Below are 25,687 nucleotides of genomic sequence, written 5' to 3' on the forward strand. Positions count from 1 at the left end.
TGGTAAAATGGGGCTAAACTGATTAAGGGAGCAGAGTATCTTGCATGTATCAAAAACAGAAATAGAAGTGCGTTACGCCGAAACAGATCAAATGGGGATCGTGTATCATGCGAATTATCTTGTTTGGATGGAGGTCGGAAGGACGGCACTCATTAAAGACCTAGGCTTTTTATACAGTGATATGGAAAAGAAAGGCGTGCTTTCTCCAGTCGTTGATATCAATATTTCCTACAAAAAACCCCTCCATTATGGAGAAACTGCGGTGGTGCACACATGGATTGAGGAATACAACGGCTTTAAAACCATATATGGCTACCATATTTATAATCCGGCTGGTGAGCTATCTATTCAAGCGAAATCATCTCATATTTGTGTGGATAAAGAAAGTTTTAAACCGATTCAGTTTCGTAAGGCTTTCCCCGATTGGCACGCAGCATATGAAAAGGCCAAAAAATAGGAAGTGAATGACATATGGCATTTGGCGTGAAACGGGAGGAAGTTAACCGCTGGAAGAAGGCAGTCAAAAGAGGGGAAATCGCATTTTTAACACATTATTGGCTGGATGACCGTTTCCCGGAATCTAAAACCGTGACAAAAGCAGGCTGTGCAGATATTGATAAGCTGGTTCAATGGGGTGCGGCGTACGGTTTGAAGGAAGAATGGATACATAAAAAAAGCGAATTTCCCCACTTTGATCTATTGGGCGAGACGCAAAAATATATCTTAGAACAAGAAAAGCTGACCGACCATCTCACACGTTTTCATTTATAAAAAAGAACGCATATGATATGCGTTCTTTTTCTTAATGGTATTCAAATACAGGCTCATCAGCCGACTCTGAATAGCTGACGAGAAGATCATGGTTGTCAAAGTACCAAAGATCACTTTCTTCAATAAAGAAGGTAATGCCGCCGACTTCTGCCGTGACTCCTGCCTCTTGGGGAGCATCTTTCGCCACTCCGAGAGAAAAGCCTTTTTGAACGTTGCTGCAGCCGCCATAGCGGACGAAAAATCGAACTTGGTCTCCGTTTTGTAAATCGAGCTCTTCTTTATACCAGTTCAGCGCGTCTTCGTTAACTGTCATATTCATAACAGGACCCCCTTTTCCCTTTGTTATCATTTGATTTTCTCTATTATAAACGTATAAGGCTATCTCGTGTCAAAATAGAAGTTTTTGAAACATTTATAACCATTATAACCATTTGACTTTAGGTTCTGTTTTATTGATAATTCGTTTGATATTCGCCCGGTGCCTGTATATTACAAAAACAGTGAGCAGCGTGACGACAATCAATAAATACTTATCATGTACAAAGAGACTATATATGACAGTATATATCCCTGTTAACATTGATGACAGAGAGACAAATTTAGTCAAGTATAAAAAGATGAAAAAGACCGCAACCATTGTAATGAATAACAGAGGTGCATAAAACAGCAAGACGCCTCCCGAAGTTGCTACGGCTTTGCCGCCTTTAAATTTGGCGAACACAGGAAACACATGGCCAAGAACCGCTATGACTCCCGCAAGGAGCGGATGAATATCAACATGCATGAGGTAAGGCAATGCAGCTGCCAGTGTCCCTTTTAAAATATCTCCGGCTATGACAACCGAACCAGCTTTTACGCCCAGTGTACGGAACGCGTTGGTAGCGCCTAAGTTTCCGCTTCCATGCTCCCGAATATCAATTCCCTTGGCAAGCTTCCCTACGATTAAGCCAGATGGAATGCTGCCTATCAAGTAGGCCAAAATAATCAATAAAGCAATTAACATCTACATTTCTCCTTTTTTAATGTCCCTAATCTCTATTTTAACATGAGATATCATGATCTGATGATAAGTTTTTTTGTAAAGTTTGCTTACAAATCTAATCAGCCATACATCATATTTTGATTTCTTCCTTTTCGGTCGTGTAGAATAAACAAAAAGGAGTGGTCTATCATGCAAAACCCTTCAAAAGCGGAAATCAAAGAAATTCTTGATGGAAGTAAGAGAATTGCTGTAGTCGGGCTTTCAGACCGTCCCGATAGAACATCGTATATGGTATCAAAAGCGATGCAGGATGCGGGATACGAAATCATACCAGTAAATCCGACGATCGAAGAGGCGCTTGGTGTAAAAGCCGTATCATCGTTACAAGAAATTGACGGTCCGATTGATATCGTAAATGTATTCAGACGTTCAGAACAGCTTCCTGATGTCGCTAAAGAGTTTCTGGAGACAGATGCCCCGGTATTTTGGGCGCAGCAAGGCCTGGTAAACGAAGAGGCTTATCAGATGCTGAAGGAAGAAGGCAGAACGGTCATCATGGATCTGTGCATAAAAGTGGCACACGCTGTAACAAAATAGGTGCAGAGCTGCAAAAATCCTTGTGAATTCAAGGATTTTTGCTTTTTCATGTAAAGATATTGTTTGCGAATTACTGTGAAACAGATACAATAAAGCTTGAACAGCTTTTTTTGAATGCCTTGCTAAGCTGGGTTCCGGCCGTTCGATTTGCGAAGGTCCGCTGCTTTATATATAATAAACAAACATACGTTCTCATCTTGGAAAAACAGCACTTTTGGATGTTTTACGGAATGATTCGTTAGCTGTATGTTGAGAATGGGATGACATTGGTTATAATGGAGAGTCCAAGGCAGAAGCGCACCGGGGCAAGGATTATGAAAAATACTTTTATACAATTGACAAGTAACAATGAAAAAGAGAATGTTAGTTTTTTGAAAGGGGTTTGTACGTTTGGCTAGAAAACAGCAATTTGATTACAACGAAGATGCCATACAGGTGCTGGAAGGCCTTGAAGCCGTAAGGAAAAGGCCGGGTATGTATATTGGCTCAACCGACGCGAGAGGCTTGCATCACTTGGTTTATGAAATTGTAGATAACTCCGTCGATGAGGTACTTGCCGGCCATGGAGATCACATTATCGTTAAAATACATAAAGACAACAGTATTTCTGTACAGGATAGAGGCCGCGGCATGCCGACTGGAATGCATAAACTCGGCAAACCAACCCCTGAGGTCATTTTAACGGTGCTTCACGCAGGCGGAAAATTCGGTCAAGGCGGTTATAAGACAAGCGGAGGGCTTCACGGCGTCGGCGCATCTGTCGTGAATGCTTTATCTGAATGGCTAACGGTTACGATTGAGCGGGACGGCTTCGTCTATCAGCAGCGTTTTGAAAACGGAGGTAAACCGGTCACATCTCTCGAAAAGATTGGCAAAACGAAAAAGACAGGCACACTTACTCACTTTAAGCCTGATCCGACAATGTTCAGCACAACAACTTATAATTTTGAAACGCTTTCTGAACGCTTACGGGAATCAGCGTTTTTATTAAAAGGATTAAAAATTGAACTGATTGACGAGCGGAACGGCCAGCGTGAAGTCTTTTATTATGAGAACGGAATAGAAGCGTTTGTTGCTTACTTAAATGAGGAAAAAGATGCTCTGTCTGAAGTGGTCTCATTTGAAGGAGAGCATCATTCCATCGAAGTGGATTTTGCGTTTCAGTTTAACGACGGCTATTCAGAAAATATCCTGTCGTTTGTTAACAACGTCAGAACAAAAGACGGCGGTACTCATGAGTCAGGTGCAAAGACAGCGATGACGAGAGCCTTTAATGAATATGCGAGAAAAGTGGCTTTGCTGAAAGAAAAGGATAAAAACCTTGAAGGCACAGATATAAGGGAAGGGCTTTCAGCTATAATCTCTGTCCGTATTCCTGAAGAACTTCTTCAATTTGAAGGACAAACAAAAGGAAAACTCGGCACAAGCGAAGCAAGATCTGCTGTAGACGCAATCGTATCAGAACAGCTTGCTTACTTTTTAGAGGAAAATCGGGACACCGCTACTCTTCTTGTGAAAAAAGCAATAAAGGCGAGCCAGGCGCGAGAAGCGGCACGTAAAGCCCGGGAAGAAGCCAGAAGCGGCAAAAAACGAAAAAAATCAGAAGCGACATTAAGCGGTAAGCTGACACCTGCGGGTTCGAGAAATCCGGCAAAAAATGAATTGTATCTCGTTGAGGGTGACTCTGCGGGTGGTTCAGCAAAGCAGGGAAGAGACCGCAGATTCCAAGCGGTTCTGCCATTGCGCGGTAAAGTCATTAACACGGAAAAAGCAAAGCTTGCTGATATCTTTAAAAACGAAGAGATTAATACGATCATTCATGCCATCGGCGGTGGTGTCGGGGCTGATTTTTCAGTCGACGACATTAACTACGATAAAATCATCATTATGACGGATGCCGATACTGACGGCGCTCATATTCAAGTACTGCTTTTAACCTTTTTCTATCGCTATATGAAGCCGCTCATTGAGAATGGAAAGGTATTTATTGCACTGCCTCCTTTATATAAGGTCAGCAAAGGCAGCGGGAAAAAAGAAATCATTGAATATGCATGGTCTGATGAAGAGATGGATGATGTACTGAAAAAAGTCGGCAAGGGCTATACAATCCAGCGATACAAGGGTCTTGGTGAGATGAACGCAGATCAGCTGTGGGAAACGACGATGAATCCGGAATCCCGTACGCTTGTAAGAGTCAAAATTGACGACGCGGCACGTGTTGAGAGACGCGTGACGACATTGATGGGCGATAAAGTAGAGCCGCGCAGAAAGTGGATTGAGAAAAACGTAGCTTTCGGCTTAGACGAAGAAAGCAATATTTTAGAAAATGAAAACTTATCGGTCGCTGAGGAGGTTTAATGATTGTCACAGCCAGAATTATTTCATGATTTACCATTAGAAGAGGTGATCGGCGACCGTTTTGGACGCTATAGTAAATATATTATTCAAGACAGGGCGCTTCCTGATGCGCGCGACGGTTTAAAGCCCGTACAGCGCAGAATTCTGTATGCGATGCATACGGACGGAAACACATTTGATAAAAATTTCAGAAAAGCGGCCAAAACGGTCGGTAATGTCATCGGTAACTACCATCCGCACGGTGACAGTTCGGTGTATGAAGCAATGGTGCGGATGAGCCAGGATTGGAAAGTGCGGAATGTATTAATTGAAATGCACGGGAATAACGGAAGTATAGATGGAGATCCTCCGGCGGCCATGCGTTACACAGAAGCGAAGTTGTCTTCGATTGCATCAGAGCTTCTGCGGGATATTGACAAAAATACTGTTGAATTTGTCCCAAACTTTGATGATACAAGCAAGGAGCCTGTTGTACTTCCGGCTATGTTCCCTAACTTGCTGGTCAACGGATCTACCGGTATATCTGCAGGATACGCGACTGATATACCGCCTCATCATTTAGGAGAGGTCATTGATGCTGTTATTAAACGCATTCAAATGCCGTCATGCTCTGTAGACGATCTCATGGAAGTGATCAAAGGGCCTGACTTTCCGACAGGCGGAATTATCCAGGGCGTTGATGGCATTAGAAAAGCCTACGAAACCGGAAAAGGGAAAATTATTATCCGCGGAAAAGCTGAGATCGAAACGATCAGAGGCGGACGTGAGCAAATTGTGATTACAGAAATTCCGTTTGAAGTCAATAAAGCCAACCTTGTGAAAAAAATGGACGAGTACCGTATTGATAAAAAGGTTGAGGGCATCTCCGAGGTTCGAGACGAAACAGACCGAACCGGCCTTAGAGTGGTCGTAGAACTAAAGAAAGAAGCAGATGCCAAGGGCATTTTGAATTACTTATATAAAAATACTGATTTACAGATTACGTATAACTTTAATATGGTGGCGATCCACAACCGCCGTCCAATGCTGATGAGTCTGCCAGCTATTTTAGATGCATACATCGGCCACCAAAAAGAAGTTGTCACAAACCGATCCGTTTACGAGCTTCAAAAAGCAAAAGACAGACATCACATTGTAGAAGGTCTTATGAAGGCTTTATCGATCTTGGATGAAGTTATCGCAACGATTCGCTCCTCTAGCGATAAACGTGACGCCAAAAACAATTTAATGGCGAAATATGAATTCACTGAGCCTCAGGCTGAAGCTATCGTGTCCTTGCAGCTATATCGTTTAACAAATACCGATATCACAGCGCTCAAGGAAGAGGCTGAAGAGCTCAGCAAAAATATTGAAGAGCTTGAATCGATTTTGAGCAATGATAAAAAGCTGTTAAAGGTCATTACAAACAGCTTAAAAGCGCTGAAAAAGAAATATGCGGACACGAGACGCTCTGTCATTGAAGAAAAAATTGAGGAAATCAAAATTAATCTTGAAGTCATGGTTGCCTCTGAGGATGTATACGTGACCGTTACAAAAGATGGCTACTTAAAGCGCACAAGCCAGCGTTCCTTTGCCGCTTCAAACGGACAGGATTTTGGAATGAAGGACACAGACAGGATGCTGCACCAGTTTGAAATGAATACGACAGATGTGCTGCTGCTGTTCACGAATAAGGGAAGCTATATCTATTGTCCGGTTCACCAGCTGCCTGATATCAGATGGAAGGACATGGGCCAGCACTTTTCTAACATAATCACGATTGAACGTGACGAAACGATTGTAAAGGCCATACCGATAAAAGAGTTTGATCCATCTGCTTATCTTTTATTCTTCACGAAAAACGGCATGGTGAAAAAGACAGAACTCACCCATTACAAAGCACAGCGTTATTCTAAAGCACTTGTGGCGTTAAATCTAAAGGGTGAAGACGAGCTGATTGATGTACATGTGACAAATGGTGACAGTCAGATCTTGATGGCGACACATCTCGGATATGGCCTATGGTTTGGAGAAGATGAAGTAAATGTTGTGGGCGCACGTGCAGCTGGCGTTAAAGGAATTAACTTGAAAGATGGAGACTTTGTCGTGTCAGGAGAAATTCTGAATGAGTCTGATTCTCTCGTATTGTTTACACAGCGGGGAGCGGTCAAACGTATGAGTCTTTCTGAGTTTGAAAAGACCTCCCGTGCAAAACGGGGAGTCGTTATGCTGCGTGAACTGAAGAAAAATCCGCATCGTGTCGTTTCGCTGTTCGCGTGCGGACTAGATGAATGGTTTATGGCAGAAACGGAAAAAGGGGACAGAAAAGAACTGCAGGCTAAAGAGCTGCGAACAAACGACAGATACAGCAATGGTTCATTCTTTATTGATGAAGAAGAATCAGGCAAGGTCACAGCTGTCTGGCGTCTTACAACTGAATAATCATTAAAAAACCCGCCCACATATCGTGAGCGGGTATATTTTGTTTTTCATCAGCTTTCATGGCTGGTGAATAAGTCTGTCACGGCATGAATGACTTCAATACCTTGCCATACAAATAAGTTCAGCGCTGTGAAAGAGAACAAGCCTAAAATCACCATTCTTAAGATAAACAACATGTTAACAGCCTCCTCATATTTTCGTTATATATTCGGGTGATGTTGAACATGAAGTTTGTCGAAATAAGACGATTGATAAAATTTGGCCAGTATAAAGCTTTTTCTTCGCTGCCGTCTCCGGGAGTAACATATATCTTTGTTTTCCGCGGTCATCAGCAGCACAGCCATTGAGAAGGCAGTCAGCGCAAAAGCTCCGGTGATGGATTTCTTTTCATCATCTGCATTTTGGCCAGCTTTCATCTCATGCATTTCCTGCTGGTCGGCTACCGCTTTATAATGATGGCCAATATCAAAGGCGTGGGGAATTGAGAACAAATGAAAACTGGCAATCGCCAAAAATAAGATGGACGCTTTAAGTATCGTTACTTTTTTCAAATGATCTCCCCCCTTCGATATTACTGAATATTTTTATAATGATACCCCAGACCATCTTAAAAGTAAACCTGATTTATTAAATTTAAAAATAAAATTCACTTTGTTAAGTATATATCGTTTCAGTTCCTTTTTAAAGTGAAATGTCTTTTATTAGTATATGTATACCCGATCTAGGGTGTGATTCAAAACATATTTTAAAGATATGTTTGCAGCTCAAACATTATCACGATATACACCCTAAGGTTAGGGAGAAACAAGCGGAGAATGAATAGAAAGGGAGACTCTTTTTATTGATTTCTAATGAGTTTATTCATAGAAAATAAAAAATCAAACTAACATAATATTCTTCCGAAAAAACTTTCTAATTCGACATATTGTGATATAATAATACTCGTTGTGTTAAAAAAACTAACATCAAAAATGAATTCAGCATGAATTGCAAAAACGGGAGGTAAGTATGGAGTCTTTTTTCAGCAAAATGATTAATATTCCAAGTGCCTTTATTTGGGATTATTTAGTCTATATTTTAGTAGGGCTTGGATTATTTTTTACAATTCGTTTTGGTTTTATCCAATTCCGATATTTTATTGAAATGTTTAGAATAGTAGGTGAGAAGCCTGAAGGAAATAAAGGCGTTTCATCTATGCAGGCGTTCTTTATTTCTGCGGCATCCCGAGTTGGTACAGGAAATTTGACTGGTGTGGCCTTAGCAATTGCGACAGGCGGACCAGGAGCTGTATTTTGGATGTGGGTTGTAGCTGCTGTAGGGATGGCTTCAAGCTTTGTTGAGAGTACGTTAGCGCAGCTTTATAAGGTGAGAGACGGGGAGGATTTCCGCGGCGGACCGGCCTACTATATCCAAAAGGGTCTTGGAGCTAGATGGCTCGGCATTGTATTCGCTGTTTTAATTACTGTATCGTTCGGTTTAATCTTTAACGCTGTTCAAACTAACACAATAGCGGGTGCCTTAGATGGCGCTTTTCATGTGAATAAAACAGCAGTAGCCATCATTCTTGCTGTTTTAACTGCGTTTATTATTTTTGGCGGTTTAAAACGTATTGTGGCGGTATCACAATTAATTGTTCCGGTAATGGCAGGCATTTATATTCTTATTGCTTTATATGTAGTGATTACTAACATTTCTGCATTCCCAGGAATTATCGCAACAATTGTCAAGAACGCTTTCGGCTTCGAACAAATTGTCGGCGGCGGTTTAGGAGGCATCATTATAACCGGCGCAAAACGGGGACTATTCACTAACGAAGCAGGAATGGGAAGCGCGCCGAATGCAGCTGCGACAGCTCATGTTTCGCACCCGGCAAAACAGGGTCTTATTCAGACATTGGGTGTATTTTTCGATACATTTATTGTCTGTACATCTACTGCGTTTATCGTATTACTTTACAGCGTAACGCCAAAAGGTGACGGTATTCAAGTAACACAGGCTGCATTAAATCACCATATTGGAAGCTGGACGCCGACTTTTATAGCCATCGCAATGTTCTTGTTTGCATTCAGTTCAGTTGTCGGAAACTATTATTATGGTGAGACAAATATTGAATTTATTAAAACTAGCAAGCTATGGCTGAATATTTACCGTATCGCGGTTATTTTTATGGTTGTTTACGGATGTATGGCAGACTTTCAACTTGTTTGGGACATGGCGGATCTCTTTATGGGGCTCATGGCGCTGATTAACTTAGTTGTGATCACACTGCTGTCAAATGTAGCATACAAAGTCTATAAAGATTACGCGAAACAGCGCAAACAAGGACTTGATCCTGTGTTTAAAGCAAAAAATATCCCAGGATTGAAACACGCTGAAACTTGGGAAGATGAGAAACAAGAAGCATAATTTATAAAGAATACGGCTGCATTCAATGACTTGAATGCAGCTTTTTATTTGCCGGAAAAAAGCGGAATCTTTTGATTTCATCAAAAAATAACGTGTAAAGTCCTGATCAAACACTTTTATCCCTGATATACACGTGTCAGCTGTATAGGAAGCAACACAAAAAGAGTCAATAGACAGGCTTTTAAGCCGCCTAAAAACAAGAAATTAGGTTGATAGACAATCATGAGAAAGATTTTTACAATGAGTGCGTGTTTTAAAAAAGAAAGGGAGGGAGAGCGGCAGCTATTAGGCATACGTTTTACATGATTATTTGAAGGAGGAGAGAATGCTATATGAAACGTTCAGTCTCTATCTTTATCGCATGTTTATTAATGACAGTATTAACAATTAGCGGTGTCGCGGCACCAGAAGCATCTGCAGCAGGGGCGAAAACGCCTGTAGCCCTTAATGGCCAGCTTAGCATTAAAGGTACTCAGCTAGTCAATCAAAACGGAAAACCGGTGCAGCTAAAAGGAATCAGCTCACACGGTTTGCAGTGGTTCGGCGATTATGTCAATAAAGACACTTTAAAATGGCTAAGAGACGATTGGGGAATTACCGTCTTCCGGGCGGCAATGTACACGGCTGACGGCGGTTATATAGAGAATCCGTCTGTGAAAAATAAAGTCAAAGAAGCTGTTGAAGCGGCAAAAGAGCTCGGAATATATGTCATCATTGACTGGCATATTTTAAATGATGGCAATCCAAATCAAAATAAAGAGAAGGCAAAAGAATTCTTTAAGGAAATGTCAAGCCTTTACGGAAGCTCACCAAACGTTATATATGAAATTGCTAATGAACCGAACGGTGATGTAAATTGGAAGCGCGATATCAAACCGTATGCGGAAGAAGTGATTTCCGTTATCCGTAAAAATGACCCGGATAACATCATTATTACCGGAACAGGCACTTGGAGCCAGGATGTCAACGATGCTGCGGATGATCAGCTTAAGGATGCAAACGTCATGTACGCGCTTCATTTTTATGCCGGTACACACGGCCAGTTTTTAAGGGATAAAGCGGACTATGCGCTCAGCAAAGGAGCTCCGATTTTTGTAACGGAATGGGGGACGAGTGACGCTTCCGGAAATGGAGGGGTATACCTTGACCAGTCGAGGGAATGGCTGAATTATCTCGACAGCAAGAAAATCAGCTGGGTAAACTGGAACCTTTCTGATAAGCAGGAATCATCCTCAGCTTTAAAGCCGGGGGCATCTAAAACAGGCGGCTGGCCGTTATCAGATTTATCCGCTTCAGGGACATTTGTAAGAGAAAACATCCGCGGCTCCCAAAATTCGAGTGAAGACAGATCTGAGACGCCAAAGCAAGAGAAACCCGCACAGGAAAACAGCATCTCTGTGCAATACAGAACAGGGGATGGAAGTGTGAACAGCAACCAAATCCGTCCTCAGATCAATGTGAAAAACAACAGCAAGACCACCGTTAACTTAAAAAATGTAACTGTCCGCTACTGGTATAACACGAAAAACAAAGGCCAAAACTTCGACTGTGATTACGCGAAGATCGGATGCAGCAATGTGACGCACAAGTTTGTGACATTACATAAACCTGTAAAAGGTGCAGATGCCTATCTGGAACTTGGGTTTAGAAACGGGACGCTGTCACCGGGAGCAAGCACCGGAGAAATTCAAATTCGTCTTCACAATGAGGACTGGAGCAATTATTCACAAGCCGGGGATTATTCTTTTTTCCAGTCGAATACGTTTAAAGATACAAAAAAAATCACATTATATAATAACGGAAAACTGATTTGGGGAACTGAACCCAAATAGTGACTGTTTTGACGGACATCACAATTGGTGTCCGTTTTCATTATCTAATCAGCGGCAGACCAAGGAGGTGCAAGCTGTGGACGAAACATTGAAACAGTATATGTTGCTGTTCAAACAAAACAGCGACTTGGTTAACGAACCGGACTATCCAGGAAAGGAAAAAGATATCCAAAACCAAAAAGAACAGATTGAAGCCTACGAAAAACTTCTGCAGCAAGGCTTTACCAGCGATTATGATTATGATGAGTTTGCTGATTCGGTGATCAAATGCGCATACGGTGATATGACATTGGAAGAGCTGGAAGCCGTATATTATGGATTGACTTCGCCATTTTAAAGTTTCTTAATAAGACTTGCTGAAGCTCAGGCATTTGACACTTGAAATGAAAAGCAATCGAAATTGGCCAACCTGCAAGTAATTTTCTTATTCTGTCTCACTAACTTAAGTATACTTTGTTATTGAGACAGAATTTCTTTGAAATTAATTACTTCCTAGAATATATATTATGTTAACTAAAATAAGTCGTAAATCCACACCATTGTTGTTCAGCCTCTTTTATGCCAGGATTATTATCTGTATAAGAAAAAAACTTTAAAGTAGCTCGCGAAAACAATAATTGTTTAGGTGCAATGAAATTTGACAAATCATTGCACCCTTGAGCTTGTAATAATAATCTATTTCGTCAGTTGATTTTTTTAATTGTTTTGCCGCTTCCAATGCCCAATTCGGTTATGTCACTTGTTGCTGGTCTTCTTGATCAAGTCCACGCCATCGTATGCCAGACTCTCCACACTTGCAGCCTTCTGCAGTATGTAATGATCAAAAAAGTTCTTCGTATAGTCTGTAACAAGATTTCGCATCTCTATAGCATCCCGTTCGCCTCTGAGTTTCTCATTAACACTGGTAAACACGATGTCGCAGTAATCTAAATGCGCAACACGATCAACAGAGAAATAATAGGTTTCCATGCTATTGTTAGCGCCAATTATCGCATTCATGTTATAGTTAGATTCACAAAACAGTAGCAAAAAGGGTTTCTTAAGGTCGCTGTCGAGAAGGCCGAACGCACCGCTATCCAAGCCAATCCCGCAGGCGAACCGGTCGTCGTCCCGGCAAACAATCGCCGTCGTAGGCCCTCCATAAGAATGTCCGACTATGCCCATGCCGATGTCAAGCAACAATCTGCCCTTAAAGATGGAATTCAGCTCTCCAGAGTCCAATTTGTAAAGATAATCGGCTACATACCTTACATCTTCTGCCTGTAATTCACTATACTCTGTTAACTTGGCAAGTATCGGCAGTGTAAGCACGTTATGGCACATCTCAATGGCAGTTTCATCGTCAGGCCGCATCTCCATCTTACCAGCCAACGCCAGCATCTCCGGATCTTCAGAAAACGCCATAATGACATCCGAAAAATCCTTTGAAACATTAAACAGGCGCCCATCTTTACGCTTATACATCGTGCTATTCTGATGGCCGATGCTTACCACAACATATCCCATGCTTGCCAAGTCTGTACAGATCACTGTACCCCATTCTGGAGAACCGCCCCCGCCGCAAACATAGAATAACACCGGATAGCGCTTTTCCTTCCCGGAGAGAGCAAGGTCGTCGTAACACTGGGTCTTGATATCGATAGAGAAAAAATCCTTCTTTTTAAGATACTCAGTGACAAGTGGCTGATCATTAAGCATCTCATAGACTTCAGAAAACATGTACGTTGATGTAGTCTTCCCTTCGCTGCTGTCAGATGGATAATACACAAACGCCGTCAGTTCTCTTTTTGAGTGATCTGATGCCGTGTACTCAACATCCATCTGGGTTCGACCGACAGCATAGCCGCCAATTGGTTCTGGAAATGCGTCATAAGTTTTCACTTTCTTGTTCCCCCTTCATTAATAAAAGTGGCGAATGTGAAATACATACATTGCGCTATAAGCGCTTTTCAAAACTGTTTTAGGGTCTGTTTCAACAAGAACCCAAAAATCGTATTCTAGATCACTGAACAAGCGAACATTCCTTTTTAGTTAAGGACTATATAATTCCCAATAATTATTTCCAAACTTGCTGCTTCTTTTCATGTTAATGAGCGAATAAAGGGTAATACAACTCTGTCATTTTCAGAAACAGAATTGTATTACCAAAAATTCAAAAAAACCCATCAAATTAAATATATAATTTCTTCCTCTAGTTTCTTCCTCTTCCCTGGTTTTGCTATATGGATTTTTGGCAAAACATGTCCGCGGGCCCGCTTGCCTGAGGTCCCCTTAACGATTTGCGACAAATGTTGTCACGCTTTGAGCTGGAAGATGGGCCCAAAAATGATTGCCCGTTACATTGAGGTTCGTTCCAGGTTGAAGATTGCTGCTTCCGCTTGTTATCCACCTAGATACCTGAGAAGCAGATCCATTCTGCAACACAAAGTTTTGGTTGACCCCTGTATTGCTTTTGTTAATGGCAACAATAACGACCTTGTTGTCACCTTTATAGGCTGACACGTAAACGTTCGCATTAGGATTTTTCGTTGCATCAACCCTTACATAGCCGGGACGCACAAACTTCGAGAAATGAGCCATATTGTAACCGCGTTTGCTGATCGTACCGTCTTCTTTCATAGGACCGTAAGATCTGCGGATGTACCACCAAACATAAGATTGAAAATCTCCCTCCACCATTGAATGGTGAATATGCTCTGAAACGCCTAATGCCTCGGGCCAGCGATCCGCTGAATTGTTGTCACTGTTTGGATAGTATACTTCCGTCATCCATAGCTCTTTCCCTGCTCCTTTTTGTTTGAATAGAGGATAAGGAAACTGACTGACCTGAGTACCGTACAGGTGAGTTCCGAGAATATCCATATTCCTAAGCGCCTGTGGATCGTTCAAAATGGGGTCCGATATATTTTTAAAGTACTGAAAAGATTCTGGTGCAATGACACGTGCATTAATGGAACCGGCATTTTCTCTCATGAAACGAAGTATTTCTTGCGGAGTCCACCACGTCCATTCGTGTGCATAATCAGGCTCGTTTTGAACAGAAATCGCATAAAGATTCACGCCATTATTCTTCATGTAGGTAACAAAATCGTTAAGATGCTGCGCGTATGCGGCGTACTTATCGTATCTTAGCCGTTTAGCTGATGTGTCACCATTACGATTGAAGGTCTCAACCATATCGCTTGGAGGATTCCAGGGAGAAGCAAAAACGATTGCTCCATGTTTGATCGCACTCTTTGCAGTCTCCACTTCTCTGTACCAATTATTTCTATTTTCATCCACATGAATTCTTAAGATTGAAAAACCTAACTGATTCTGTCCATTGCCAAAAGCGGTTTCTCTTTGAGCTGCTGTCAAATCTCCAATCCAAGCCGGGTGGTTCATGCCTCCAAAACCGCGGATCACTTGTTTTTCTGCAGATAAATTAATTGTTACATCACTTGCTGCTAAAACTTCAGTAGCACCTGGCCCGGCTAACATGACTGACAGCATAGTGAAACATACCAATAATACACAAATTGGTTTTTTTACGCTTGAAATCATTTTTTCCTCTCCTTCATATGTCTTTTACGGTATTAGAAGAATCTGATCTGTCTTCTTTTATATTGCAAACAAAAGGTTGTATATCAAACTTCTCCTTATATCCATAATGGGGGCTGCTCCGGCGTTGGTCAGTTCTGCACCCTTCTCGTTTCTTAAGCGGAGCCATTACGGTGCTATCTTTGCGTAAACTGCCAGTAATCAAAATTAAACAAGTTTCCTGTACCTGTTCCGGTAAATACAAAGAATACTTTGTGCACACCGGTTGCCCCGCTTACCGCAGTTTCTATTTCTCTCCAAGTTTGCGCTCCGCCTGTGGAAGGTACATTCAGGGTTCCTGCAAGCTTACCGTTTGCACTGTCTAGACGCACTTCTATCTTTCCGCCTATAGTGGATGCTACATTTGCTTTAAACGTTCTTGCACCGCCAGCCCCGAAGTCTGTATTTCCTACAGCAATCCAGTCTCCGTTATGAATGCTTGTTACATTTTGATTATTTACCGGCCCGCCGAGTGCTGAGGATTTCTCGGTCAAAATGCGTCCGTTCCAGGCAAACGTTTCAGCTTCTACCCGGTTAAATGGATTCAAATTGGAAAGCTGTGTTACGCCTGCATAATTTGCCGCAACCTCTTGAATGGATCCATCTGCATTATGCGCCAGCTTATTAATATGGGGAGAACGGTATCCTTTGCCGGCCCCGAACAGAGCGGAACTGACAGTTTGAGCATGGTACACCACATACCACTCATTTTTTAAATTGAAAACAGCATGATGGTTGTTTCCGCCACCTCCGAAAAATGCTCCCGGATTTTTCAGGAAGTGCCCTCTATATGTAAAGGGACCCATGGGACTTGAGCTGGTCATATAGCCGATCTCACCTGGGGGTTTATCGGCCGGGTGCGTGCCCCCGAAATTGATGCAATAGGAATAGTAATATTTACCGTTATGCTTATGCATTCCCGAATCTTCAAACATAAAAGGCGCATCAATTGTAGCTGCACTTCCAACAACACTGGTCATATCAGGCCCCAATTTCATGACTCTTGCTGTTTTAGGATTGGCCCATTGTCCCTGCGTTGGATTTGAACCGCCAGGAACGCCTCCCCCGGCATACAGGTAACCGGTGCCGTCATCATCTACAAATACTGCCGGATCAAAAAGCCATACAACACCGGACATTCCTGGCGTACTTGGCGTTACGAGCGCTTTTCCGATTGGGTCGGTCCATGGGCCAATCGGGCTGTCTGCGGTGAGAACCCCGATACCTCCGCCGCTGTTTGCGAAATAAAGGAAGAATTTATCCTTACCATTTATCTTTTTAACTGCGACTGACGGGGCCCAGGACGCACCTGCCCATTTCGCAATCCCCCGGCCGCCATTAGCCCCGTTGGCACCTGCTACCGGAATGGCTCCGTGGTCTGTCCAGTTCACCATATCCGCTGAAGAGATGACGAATACTCTATTCAAATTGGCAAATGAGTTATCCTTAATCGTTCCGTTGCTATTATATTCATAGTCATCACTTGACATATAGATGTAGACTCTTCCGTTATAGGTCAGCGCAAACGGATCTGCTCCCAAATGATGGTCTATAAGGGGGTTTGAATTCCCTGCATGTTTTGCAATTGTAGTACTGGCTGCATACGCAGACTCCCCAAATAAGCAACTCAATAATAAAGCAAGAACCCATAAACATACGCTACACTTTTTACTCATGACTTAACATCCTCCTTTTTTCTAAAAATGGGGGGTGATCACACAGGTCATGAAGGACACATAAATCGGATGCTGATCGTATCATCGAACGGTGAAAAAGCGCACTGACATTCAAATAAGGTATATTTAGCCCCCCTTTTTCTCCGCCATCCTGATGACACGTACCACAGCTTGCCGATGCATGCTTCTGGCAGGAAATAAAAAGGCAGGATTTTTCAAGAGTTCCCTCCGATCACATTGAATAGAGATGCAATATTATACAAAATATCCCTTTATCTAACATCCTAGCATGATTATAATAAATGTGTATAGAATACTTTCGGAGGAATTATTGTTCGGTTTTACAAAGAAACTGGATACATTTATTCATTGAATATATAAGGTGGGAAAATCAGTCTTAAAAGGTTTTCAGGCGCAAAAAAACAGCCGTTCAGAGCGGCTGTTTTTTTTAGAGTACAAGAACTATTGCGGTATACCCGCCGTCCATAACTACGGCCTGACCTGTGATGCCTTTTGCTTTGTCGCTGTCCCTCTCGAGTGCGAGAAGCCTTTATGTAATAAGCCATTCACCCCTTCCTGTAAACCGCTGTAAGTGATGACCCGTTCTCCGCCTTGTTCATAGGGGGCGTCCTGGAAAGCTCTCATTCTGACGCTGTAATATGTTTCTTCCTGCATCATATTCCCCTCCTTTCTAACCTTGAGAATGAATGTTAACTAAACTCATTAAAGGTTAACACTTGTGCAGGATATTAGTGTTCCTCGTAAAATATGTCAACCTGCACGATCAAACTATTAACTTAATGAATCTGCAAGGCCTCATTATTTTTTCATGTTTTGTTCATATAATTGTTTATTCAACACTGTCCTCTAAAGTAATCCATATCAACAAATGTGACAGCCATCTGCATTTTTTATGAAGGGAGGTCAAAACCGGGTGCCGTTATGTTGAGAGAAAAAATAAAAACATTAGGCCGTTTTTGCACCGTGGGCGTCGGCAATACGCTGATAGATTTTGGTGTCTTCTTTCTTCTCACCGCTTGTCATGTCCCTTATCTGCTAGCACAGATCTGCTCCTATTCGGCAGGTATCATCAACAGCTATGTGTGGAACCGGAATTGGACGTTTCGTGTAAAACGTAAGGCTGACGGAAAAGAGATCGTGCGCTTTCTCATGATTAATATTGCCGCGTCGGGGATCACCTTTTTGCTGCTATATTTATTTCAAAAAGGCGGCTGTTCGCTTTTGGTGAGTAAGTTCGCCGCCACTATCGGCGGAATGATGATGAATTTTATCGGAAACCGAATCTGGGTATTTGGAGATTCGCTGAAAAACATACAGGATCAGGAGTGAAGATGAATGAGAAAAAAAGTGAGAAAAGCGGTTATTCCCGCAGCGGGTTTAGGAACGAGATTTCTGCCGGCGACAAAGGCGCAGCCGAAAGAAATGCTCCCGATTGTAGACAAACCAGCAATTCAATACATTGTAGAAGAGGCCGTAGAGTCAGGAATTGAGGATATACTGATTATTACAGGGAGAAACAAACGCTCGATTGAAGATCATTTTGACCGGTCGGCGGAATTGGAATTCAATCTGCGGGAAAAAGGCAAGACGGAGACGCTTAAGGAAATACAGCAGATTGCCGATTTGGCCAATATTCATTATATCCGCCAGAAAGAACCGCTCGGCTTAGGTCATGCGGTGCTGTGTGCGGAGCATTTTATCGGAGATGAGTCTTTTGCCGTTCTATTAGGCGATGATATTATGGTGTCTGAAAAGCCGGCTCTTCGGCAATTAATGGATGTATACGCCGATTATGGCACAGAGGTTGTCGGCGTACAGTCTGTTCTCCCTGAGGATGTCAGCAAATATGGCATTATTCAGACATCAGGCTCTCAAGGCCATGTGTATGAAGTGAACGATTTAGTTGAAAAACCGTCTCCGGAAGAAGCCCCTTCCGAAACTGCAGTGATGGGACGAGCGGCTTCTGGAAGGAAAACGATATGACATTGGCGATAAATTGGGCTGTTTTAAAGCAAGCACCGAAATCGGCTTAATGCGTCCTGAAATGAGATCTCAGCTTTTAGCTTATTTAGAAGAAGTGCTCAAACGGGAAACAAAAGAAGTGCTGCGATAAAAAATTTGTAACCATCTTGCTCGTCAATCAGTCATATAATAGTGAAAAAGATAAGGACAGGTTGTGAAGAATGTGAGCAGTTTGATAAGCGAAATTTTAACTTGGCTGACGAATATGGGATATGCGGGCATTGCAATTGGTTTGATGATCGAAATCATACCGAGTGAAATTGTATTGGCCTATGGCGGCTATATGGTATCGGAAGGCACGATTGGATTTATCGGCGCCATCATTGCGGGGGTTATCGGGGGCACCATTGCCCAGATCTTTATTTATTGGATCGGACGCTATGGCGGAAGGCCGTTTTTGGACAAATACGGGAAGTACTTATTGATTAAAAAGCATCACATTGACATGTCAGAAAACTGGTTTCAAAAGTACGGTACGGGGGTTGTCTTCTCGGCACGTTTTATACCGGTTGTCAGACATGCGATATCAATTCCCGCAGGCATTGCCAAAATGCCGTTTCTCAAATTTGTGGTACTGACTGTACTTGCTATCATTCCGTGGTCTATCCTGTTTGTTTATTTAGGCATTCAGCTCGGAAGCCAGTGGGATGACGTTGAGAACATTGCGGGCACTTATACAACACCGATTATGATACTGGCTATAGTGGTCATTGCACTTTATTTTGTCATAAAAAAACGCACAGCCATTTTTAAACGATAGCTAATGGATATGCATAGGGAGGACTCTCCCCTATGCATATTTTTTTGTTATTTTCGATGATGATTTGAAAGCTTCATATGTTCCGCTAAAAATGCGACAAACACTTCATCCCGTACAAGAGATGCCGCGTAATTCCTTTTAATAAACCATTCTGCTTCCTCAAAAGCCGCGAAGGTTTCGTCCTGTGTCTCCCCGTTAATTTGAATGTTCCATGCGTTGTCCGAAGGAAACAGGAAGAATCTCATTTGTTCGCGATTTTCGTATAATGAGCCGTTTGCCGACCCTTTCAGATTATAGAAATTACGGAATGCATCTGGGCGGACCGGTTCCATTCGGAATGCTTCAGCTACAAACAAATCGTATACTTCGTCCGTTATGGAACAGCCTGAAGCCTTCGCATGCCCACCGCCTCCGTACCGGCCTGCTACTTCTGAAACATCAATGTAATCATGAATGGTGCGCAAGCTGGCTCGTTTTGATCCCATGCTTAAAATGGCAATGTAATCAAGATGCGGATTGTCTTTTCCAAGTCTGTTTCCGAGTTCAGAATGGTACGATTCTGCGTGAACGATACCTACACAGTGTTCGTGAACAAAGGTTTGCACCATTTCTCTTTTTTTCCTGCGAAGGTAGCGCTCGATTTTCTCTTCTTCTAAATCAAGCAGTTTCACTTCAAATTCATCAAAGAAGAATTCGTCATGGGCAGAAAGCCGCTGAATCATTTTTTGTTCAAATTCATCGATTGAAAGCAAAAAGAAAAGGTCATTGAGCCGCTTTGCCTGTTTTTGATCGTACTGCTCCCATTCCCAAGTGTCGTATTGGCGGATGAGCTCTGTAAATTGATCTAAGGCGTTTGTCGGCTTCATCAGATCATTTTGGACAAGATAGTCGTATAAAAGAGATGTGGCCGATGCAAGACGTCCGTCATCGTATTCCACCTGGACAAATCCCCACTCATGCTCATTCAAATGAAGGGCTGTTTTATGGTGGTCAATCAGTTTCACTTTTCCGCCCGCATGGACATACTCGTTCAGCCTCTTTTCATTTTCTTCATTGACAGCAAGATCCGTGATAAATAAGGCATCGTGTCTGCTGCTCTCTTTTGCTTTTTCTAAGAAGTATTGGACTTGAGCATTTAAGCCGTTGACAGAGTTATAACGGACCTCAACTTCTTTCCCGAAAGCCAATTTCGCAACGATCCCGCACCCTACTCCGTCCAAGTCGTTATGTGAATATAAATGGTACATAATAAAGGCCCCTTTTTATCATACTGGAGATTGCCGCTATAGGTGTGCGGCAGCCTTTATTTACTATTGTAAAAAACAGAGGGTTTTATGCACAGTTGATTAGTTTACATAATAAAATTATCTAAAACAATAAAAAGAGCGCTTATCACGCTCCTGGTACTTCCTTTTAAACTGGATAGACCGGATGTTTTCGATTGGTGAATGTCACTTCCTTTGTCATGTACGCCATAAGCCGTTTGTGCAATTCCTCGCGCAATGAATTGGCTGGGATTACCGCGTCAATGATCATCTCTGAAGCCAAGCGGTATATATTGATGTCCTCTTTGTACTCCTCGCGTTTGCTGCTGATAAATTGAGCCTTCTCTTCTTTCGGCAGCTCGGAGATTTTTTTGGCATAGACAGCGTTTACGGCTGCTTCAGGGCCCATTACGGCGATTTGTGCGGTTGGAAGCGCTATGCAGCAATCCGGTTCGAAAGCCGGTCCGGCCATAGCATATAATCCCGCTCCATAGGCTTTTCTCACGATCACAGAAAGCTTGGGGACGGTTGCTTCTGACATCGCTGAAATCATTTTGGCTCCATGGCGGATAATTCCGGCCTGTTCTACCTTTGTGCCGATCATAAAGCCGGGAATGTCCGCTAAGAACAGCAAAGGAATATGAAAGGCGTCGCATAATGTGATAAATTTAGCGGCTTTGTCCGCTGAATCGTGGAATAAGACACCGCCTTTTACTTTTGGCTGATTCGCGATAATTCCGACAGGCTGTCCGTGAATCCTCGCAAGACCTGTAATGATTTCCGGTGCGAATAAAGCTTTGATTTCAAAAAAAGAGCCTTCATCTATTACACGATCGATCAGCTCAAACATATTAAAAGGTGCATTTTGGTTTTGCGGAATAACGTCGGAAAGCGGTATGTCAAAGGGCTTTGGCGGCCGTTTTTCTTGTACAGGCGCTTTTTCTTTATAATTTGCCGGAAAGTAAGATAAATATGAGCGTGCCAAGTGAACGGCTTCTTGTTCAGTTTCTGCGAGAATATCTCCGCAGCCGGAAACTGAACAATGCATGCGGGCGCCTCCCATCTCTTCAAGTGACACCTTTTCACCGATCACCATTTCTGCCATCCGCGGCGAGCCTAAATACATGGATGCGTTACCGTCTACCATGACGACAATATCGCAGAAGGCAGGAATATACGCACCCCCAGCTGCGGACGGGCCGAATAGAAGGCAGATTTGGGGAATGCGCCCTGACAATTTGACCTGATTGTAAAAAATTCTCCCTGCGCCTCTTCTGCCCGGAAATACATTGATCTGGTCGGTGATTCTGGCGCCTGCCGAATCGACTAAATAAATGAGCGGACAGTTTAATTTTTCTGCTGTTTCTTGTATTCTGATGATTTTTTCGACTGTTTTTGCTCCCCAGGAGCCTGCTTTCACTGTAGAATCATTTGCCATGGCGCAGACGGATTGGCCGCCGATTTTACCAATGGCGGTTACGACTCCGTCGGCGGGAAGCCCGTCTGACATACATTCTGCAAAAAAAGCGTCCTCAAGCTCGATGTCATCATCAAATAAAAGGGCAAGCCGCTCTCTAACAAAGAGCTTGCCTTTTTCTTGGTTGCTGCGATGATACTTCTCCGCTCCGCCTTTTTGTATCCTTTCCGCCCGTTCTGTTCGTTCTTTTTCATAATCCATAAGGCATTCCCTCCGATCTTTATTCTCCCGTGTATACGGCACGTCTTTTTTCTTGAAAGGCTTGAAGTCCCTCTGTCCTGTCCTTTGTCGGGATCGTGTGTTCATATGCTTTTTGTTCAATTGATAATCCCGTTGCAAGGTTTGTTTCCAATCCTTTATTGATCGCGAATTTAGCCTGGCGGACGGCAATTGGTCCGTTAGCTGAAATGGCTTCTGCCAGTTCCCCTGCTTTCGCCATAAGCTCACAAGAAGCCGTAACATGCTCTACAAGGTTTATCTCTTTGGCTTCATGTGCGGTTATGCGTCTGCCTGTATAAATGAGTTCTTTTGCTTTTCCTCTGCCGATCAGACGTGGAAGTCTTTGTGTCCCTCCTGCGCCTGGGATAATAGCTAAAGCCGTTTCCGGAAGGCCTAACGTAGCGTTCTCGGCTGCTATTCGGATGTCGCATGCCAATGCCAATTCAAGCCCGCCTCCTAAAGCACTTCCGTTTATGGCTGCTATCACCGGCTGCGGCAAGGCTTCGAGTAAAGCAGCGGTTCTGTGAATGAAGGATACACTTTTGAGAACCTGATCTTGTTTCATTTTTATTCTTTCTTTCAAGTCTGCTCCCGCACAGAACGCTTTTTCACCGGCGCCTGTCAGGATGACGCAGCGGATTTTCTTGTTGAATTCGATTTCTTGGAGAATGGATTGCAGGTCTCTAAGTATTTCTGCCGAAAGGGCATTTGCCGCATGGGGCCTGTTAAGGGTGATAACAGCAATGTGTTCTGTTTTTGCGGTGAAAAGAATAGATTCTCCCATTGGTATTTCCTTTCTTTTATAAAGATGATTTATACACCTGTAAATTTTGGCTCGGAAGATGTTTCCCGATTTTCTCCTCGATCCATTTGGCTGCTGGAAGTAACTTGGCGAGCTTTACGTTTGTTTCGATTCCCATTTGATCAAGCATATACACGATATCTTCTGTCGCAGCATTTCCCGATGAACCTGGAGCATATGGGCAGCCGCCAAGCCCGCCCGTTGAGCCGTCAAATGTGGTGATGCCCATTTGCAGAGCGGTGAGAATGTTGGCGAGAGCCGTTCCCCTTGTATCATGAAAGTGGAGTGCGAGCTGGCTTGCCGGGAATCGTTTCAAAAGCGCTTCAAGTACGATTTCAACCTGTACAGGATTTGCCGCGCCGATCGTATCTCCAAGCGATAGTTCAGAAATTCCGAATTCAAATAAAGATTCTGCCAGGCGAATCACTTGTTCGATCGGTACATGTTTTTCATACGGACAGCCGAAAACTGTGGAGAGATAGGCTCTTACTGTAAGATTTGCTTTTTTTGCGTCGTCTGTTACTTGTTTGAGAACTTGGAGAGTGTCAGCAGTGGATTTGTTGATGTTTTTTACGTTGTGTGTTTCGCTTGCGGACATAAAGACAGAAGCTTCGTCAATACCCCCTTCCAGCGCATTCTCCAGTCCCATTTGATTAGGGACAAGTGCTGCGTACGTGATGCCTTTTACCCGGCTGATGCCTTTTGCCACATCTAGAGCATCTCGAAGCGCGGGAATCCATTTTGGATGAACGAAGGATGTTATTTCGATATAGGAGAGTCCTGTCTGGGAAAGCTGGTTGATCCAAGCGATTTTGTCTTCTGTTGCAAGCCACACCGGTTCGTTTTGCAAGCCGTCCCGCGGGCCGACTTCTCTTAACATGACTTTTTTAGGATAGGACATGGTAAGCCTCCCCGATTATTGAGTTGGATCGTTCAGTTCGAGCAGCACATCACCTTCATTCACGAAATCACCTTCCTTTTTTTTCACTTCTTTGACTGTTCCGCTTCTCTCTGCAACAATCGGGATTTCCATTTTCATTGATTCTAAAATGGCGACTTCCTGGCCTTTTTCAACGTGGTCTCCGGCTTTGACATGCACCTTCCACAGGTTCCCTGCCATTTGAATGTGTATCGTCATGACAGCTGCCTCCTTTATAAGTTGTTTTTCAAAAAATCAGTTGTGACGTCTCCTTTTTTGAATGCTTCTGATGAAGCAGCCTGTAAGAGAAGCGGAATATTCGTTTTGATCCCTTCTATCCGATAGTCACGGAGTGCCTCCTTTAGCCTCTCAATCGCTTCCTCTCTGTTTTGGCCTTTGACGATCATTTTGGCGATCATCGGATCGTAAAAAGGCGTAACTGCGCTCCCTGTTGTTACTGCACATTCGTGTCGGACTCCATATTGTTCCGGGAGAGAAAAAGCGGTGATTGTTCCCGGTGACGGATAGAAGGTTTTCGGATCTTCCGCATATATTCTGACCTCTATGGCATGCCCGTTTCGTTTTATGTCCTGCTGAGCGAATCTGAGAGTCTGTCCCTCCGCAACCCTTAATTGCTGCTCAACTAAATCTAAACCTGTAATTTCTTCAGTCACGGGATGTTCTACCTGCAATCTCGTATTCATTTCCAGAAAATAAAAGTTTTTATTTTCATCGACTAAAAATTCGATCGTTCCCGCATTGGCATAGCCAATCGCTTTGGCTGCTTTCACTGCCGTTTCTCCTATCTTCATTCTCAGCTCATCATCAACAAATGGAGATGGGGCTTCTTCAATGACCTTTTGGTGGCGCCTCTGGACAGAACAATCACGTTCAAACAGATGCACGGCATGCCCATGGTGATCGGCAAGAATTTGAATTTCGATGTGGCGGGCGTGTTCAATCACCTTTTCTATATACATGGACCCGTCTCCGAAAAAATCTGCTGCTCGTTTTTTGTTTCCTTCATACGCCTTTATCAATGCTTCTTCGTCAGGAACGAGCTGCATTCCGATGCCTCCTCCCCCTGCTGAAGCTTTCAGCATAACGGGGTAGCCGATTTCACTCGCGGCGAGGCAGGCTGCCTGAATATCTCCAAGGGTTTCGGAAACACCTGGCACTACAGGAACACCTGCCTCCTCCATTGCCTTTCGTGCTTCAATCTTACTTCCCATTTTGGCAATCACAGCGGGTGAAGGACCGATAAACACAATGTTTTCTTCTTTGCAGCGTTGCGCGAAACGGCTGTTTTCTGACAATAATCCATATCCCGGATGGATGGCGTCGGCATTTGCCTTTTTCGCCGTCTCTATGATTCTCTCAATATTTAAATAGCTCTCACTGACTCTCGATTCTCCGATATAATAAGCCTCTGTTGCTGCCTTTGTATGGAGCGCATCTCTGTCTGCTTCAGAATATACCGCTGCCGTTTTGATCCCAAGGCGGCTGCACGTACGTATGATTCTCATTGCGATTTCTCCGCGATTGGCAATCAGCACTTTTGTAAACAAATGAAATCACCC

At 43.2% G+C, this 25,687-nt stretch carries 23 protein-coding genes and 2 pseudogenes; 11 read left to right on the forward strand and 14 right to left on the reverse strand.

Features of this window, described 5'->3' with window-relative positions:
- The first annotated feature begins 40 nt into the window (after positions 1-40).
- Both NSS75_RS10630 and NSS75_RS10635 read left to right on the forward strand, forming a co-directional pair.
- Positions 41-457 carry a YbgC/FadM family acyl-CoA thioesterase gene (locus NSS75_RS10630; RefSeq protein WP_024121588.1) on the forward strand — a complete coding sequence of 139 codons (417 nt, stop codon included), beginning with the start codon at positions 41-43 and terminating at the stop codon, positions 455-457.
- 14 nt (positions 458-471) lie between these two features.
- The gene (locus NSS75_RS10635) at positions 472-771 is read left to right on the forward strand and encodes a hypothetical protein (protein WP_024121589.1); all 300 of its coding nucleotides are present in this window, start codon (positions 472-474) and stop codon (positions 769-771) included.
- A gap of 31 nt (positions 772-802) precedes the next feature.
- On the opposite strand, the gene NSS75_RS10640 is transcribed toward NSS75_RS10635, so the two are convergent.
- Both NSS75_RS10640 and plsY read right to left on the reverse strand, forming a co-directional pair.
- On the reverse strand, positions 803-1,090 hold the full coding sequence (locus NSS75_RS10640; RefSeq protein WP_024121590.1) for a HesB/YadR/YfhF family protein: 288 nt from the start codon (positions 1,088-1,090) through the stop codon (positions 803-805).
- Positions 1,091-1,192: 102 nt separating this feature from the next.
- The gene (plsY, locus tag NSS75_RS10645; RefSeq protein ID WP_024121591.1) at positions 1,193-1,774 is read right to left on the reverse strand and encodes a glycerol-3-phosphate 1-O-acyltransferase PlsY; all 582 of its coding nucleotides are present in this window, start codon (positions 1,772-1,774) and stop codon (positions 1,193-1,195) included.
- 168 nt (positions 1,775-1,942) lie between these two features.
- Here plsY and NSS75_RS10650 point away from each other — a divergent pair, with 168 nt between their 5' ends.
- The 3 genes from NSS75_RS10650 to parC all read left to right on the forward strand — a co-directional run bounded on the left by NSS75_RS10650 (position 1,943) and on the right by parC (position 7,129).
- Entirely contained in the window at positions 1,943-2,350 is a 408-nt protein-coding gene (locus NSS75_RS10650; protein WP_010334424.1) for a CoA-binding protein, read from the forward strand.
- A gap of 390 nt (positions 2,351-2,740) precedes the next feature.
- On the forward strand, positions 2,741-4,708 hold the full coding sequence (gene parE / locus NSS75_RS10655; RefSeq protein ID WP_095713928.1) for a DNA topoisomerase IV subunit B: 1,968 nt from the start codon (positions 2,741-2,743) through the stop codon (positions 4,706-4,708).
- A 3-nt stretch (positions 4,709-4,711) separates the two neighbouring features.
- On the forward strand, positions 4,712-7,129 hold the full coding sequence (gene parC, locus NSS75_RS10660) for a DNA topoisomerase IV subunit A (protein ID WP_268544089.1): 2,418 nt from the start codon (positions 4,712-4,714) through the stop codon (positions 7,127-7,129).
- Positions 7,130-7,179: 50 nt separating this feature from the next.
- Here parC and NSS75_RS10665 read toward each other — a convergent pair whose 3' ends face one another.
- Together NSS75_RS10665 and NSS75_RS10670 are read right to left on the reverse strand one after the other, a co-directional pair.
- Complete coding sequence (locus NSS75_RS10665; RefSeq protein WP_010334426.1) at positions 7,180-7,305, reverse strand: hypothetical protein; 126 nt, start codon at positions 7,303-7,305, stop codon at positions 7,180-7,182.
- Between the two features lie 24 nt (positions 7,306-7,329).
- The gene (locus tag NSS75_RS10670) at positions 7,330-7,680 is read right to left on the reverse strand and encodes a hypothetical protein (RefSeq protein ID WP_044155717.1); all 351 of its coding nucleotides are present in this window, start codon (positions 7,678-7,680) and stop codon (positions 7,330-7,332) included.
- Positions 7,681-8,137: 457 nt separating this feature from the next.
- Between NSS75_RS10670 and NSS75_RS10675 the strand changes: the two genes are divergently transcribed.
- From NSS75_RS10675 to NSS75_RS10685, 3 genes are all read left to right on the forward strand, one after another.
- Complete coding sequence (locus NSS75_RS10675) at positions 8,138-9,535, forward strand: alanine/glycine:cation symporter family protein (RefSeq protein WP_024121597.1); 1,398 nt, start codon at positions 8,138-8,140, stop codon at positions 9,533-9,535.
- A gap of 332 nt (positions 9,536-9,867) precedes the next feature.
- The gene (locus tag NSS75_RS10680) at positions 9,868-11,367 is read left to right on the forward strand and encodes a cellulase family glycosylhydrolase (RefSeq protein WP_024121598.1); all 1,500 of its coding nucleotides are present in this window, start codon (positions 9,868-9,870) and stop codon (positions 11,365-11,367) included.
- 76 nt (positions 11,368-11,443) lie between these two features.
- Positions 11,444-11,704, forward strand: a complete 261-nt coding sequence (locus tag NSS75_RS10685) for a YnfE family protein (protein ID WP_103671509.1) — start codon at positions 11,444-11,446, stop codon at positions 11,702-11,704.
- 398 nt (positions 11,705-12,102) lie between these two features.
- On the opposite strand, the gene NSS75_RS10690 is transcribed toward NSS75_RS10685, so the two are convergent.
- From NSS75_RS10690 to NSS75_RS10705, 4 genes and pseudogenes are all read right to left on the reverse strand, one after another.
- Positions 12,103-13,248 (reverse strand): choline esterase, encoded by a 1,146-nt coding sequence (locus NSS75_RS10690; RefSeq protein ID WP_339237481.1) that lies wholly within the window; start codon positions 13,246-13,248, stop codon positions 12,103-12,105.
- Between the two features lie 390 nt (positions 13,249-13,638).
- Positions 13,639-14,910: a glycoside hydrolase family 30 beta sandwich domain-containing protein gene (locus NSS75_RS10695; RefSeq protein ID WP_024121601.1), complete on the reverse strand. Its 1,272-nt coding sequence runs from the start codon at positions 14,908-14,910 to the stop codon at positions 13,639-13,641.
- Positions 14,911-15,083: 173 nt separating this feature from the next.
- Complete coding sequence (gene xynD, locus NSS75_RS10700) at positions 15,084-16,622, reverse strand: alpha-L-arabinofuranosidase (RefSeq protein WP_339237484.1); 1,539 nt, start codon at positions 16,620-16,622, stop codon at positions 15,084-15,086.
- Positions 16,623-17,147: 525 nt separating this feature from the next.
- Positions 17,148-17,297 (reverse strand): annotated as a pseudogene (locus NSS75_RS10705) (6-carboxyhexanoate--CoA ligase); the annotation flags it as partial.
- 216 nt (positions 17,298-17,513) lie between these two features.
- On the opposite strand from NSS75_RS10705, the gene NSS75_RS10710 reads away from it, so the two are divergent.
- From NSS75_RS10710 to NSS75_RS10720, 3 genes and pseudogenes are all read left to right on the forward strand, one after another.
- On the forward strand, positions 17,514-17,972 hold the full coding sequence (locus tag NSS75_RS10710; protein WP_339237487.1) for a GtrA family protein: 459 nt from the start codon (positions 17,514-17,516) through the stop codon (positions 17,970-17,972).
- Positions 17,973-17,978: 6 nt separating this feature from the next.
- Positions 17,979-18,756, forward strand: a pseudogene (locus NSS75_RS10715) (UTP--glucose-1-phosphate uridylyltransferase).
- 72 nt (positions 18,757-18,828) lie between these two features.
- The gene (locus NSS75_RS10720; RefSeq protein WP_106021636.1) at positions 18,829-19,425 is read left to right on the forward strand and encodes a DedA family protein; all 597 of its coding nucleotides are present in this window, start codon (positions 18,829-18,831) and stop codon (positions 19,423-19,425) included.
- A gap of 47 nt (positions 19,426-19,472) precedes the next feature.
- On the opposite strand, the gene NSS75_RS10725 is transcribed toward NSS75_RS10720, so the two are convergent.
- The 6 genes from NSS75_RS10725 to NSS75_RS10750 form a co-directional block, all read right to left on the reverse strand.
- Positions 19,473-20,672, reverse strand: coding sequence for a DHH family phosphoesterase (locus NSS75_RS10725; protein WP_095713933.1), 1,200 nt, complete (start codon positions 20,670-20,672; stop codon positions 19,473-19,475).
- Positions 20,673-20,838: 166 nt separating this feature from the next.
- Positions 20,839-22,368 carry an acyl-CoA carboxylase subunit beta gene (locus NSS75_RS10730; RefSeq protein ID WP_339237491.1) on the reverse strand — a complete coding sequence of 510 codons (1,530 nt, stop codon included), beginning with the start codon at positions 22,366-22,368 and terminating at the stop codon, positions 20,839-20,841.
- 19 nt (positions 22,369-22,387) lie between these two features.
- Positions 22,388-23,170, reverse strand: coding sequence for an enoyl-CoA hydratase (locus tag NSS75_RS10735; RefSeq protein WP_095713935.1), 783 nt, complete (start codon positions 23,168-23,170; stop codon positions 22,388-22,390).
- A gap of 16 nt (positions 23,171-23,186) precedes the next feature.
- Positions 23,187-24,089 carry a hydroxymethylglutaryl-CoA lyase gene (gene ldeG / locus NSS75_RS10740; RefSeq protein ID WP_268497863.1) on the reverse strand — a complete coding sequence of 301 codons (903 nt, stop codon included), beginning with the start codon at positions 24,087-24,089 and terminating at the stop codon, positions 23,187-23,189.
- Between the two features lie 15 nt (positions 24,090-24,104).
- Positions 24,105-24,326 (reverse strand): acetyl-CoA carboxylase biotin carboxyl carrier protein subunit, encoded by a 222-nt coding sequence (locus NSS75_RS10745; RefSeq protein ID WP_024121611.1) that lies wholly within the window; start codon positions 24,324-24,326, stop codon positions 24,105-24,107.
- 14 nt (positions 24,327-24,340) lie between these two features.
- Entirely contained in the window at positions 24,341-25,675 is a 1,335-nt protein-coding gene (locus NSS75_RS10750) for an acetyl-CoA carboxylase biotin carboxylase subunit (RefSeq protein ID WP_268497866.1), read from the reverse strand.
- Positions 25,676-25,687: the final 12 nt, after the last annotated feature.

The organism is Bacillus sp. FSL K6-1012, from assembly GCF_037964915.1.
In the GTDB taxonomy this organism is placed as follows: Bacteria; Bacillota; Bacilli; order Bacillales; family Bacillaceae; genus Bacillus; species Bacillus halotolerans.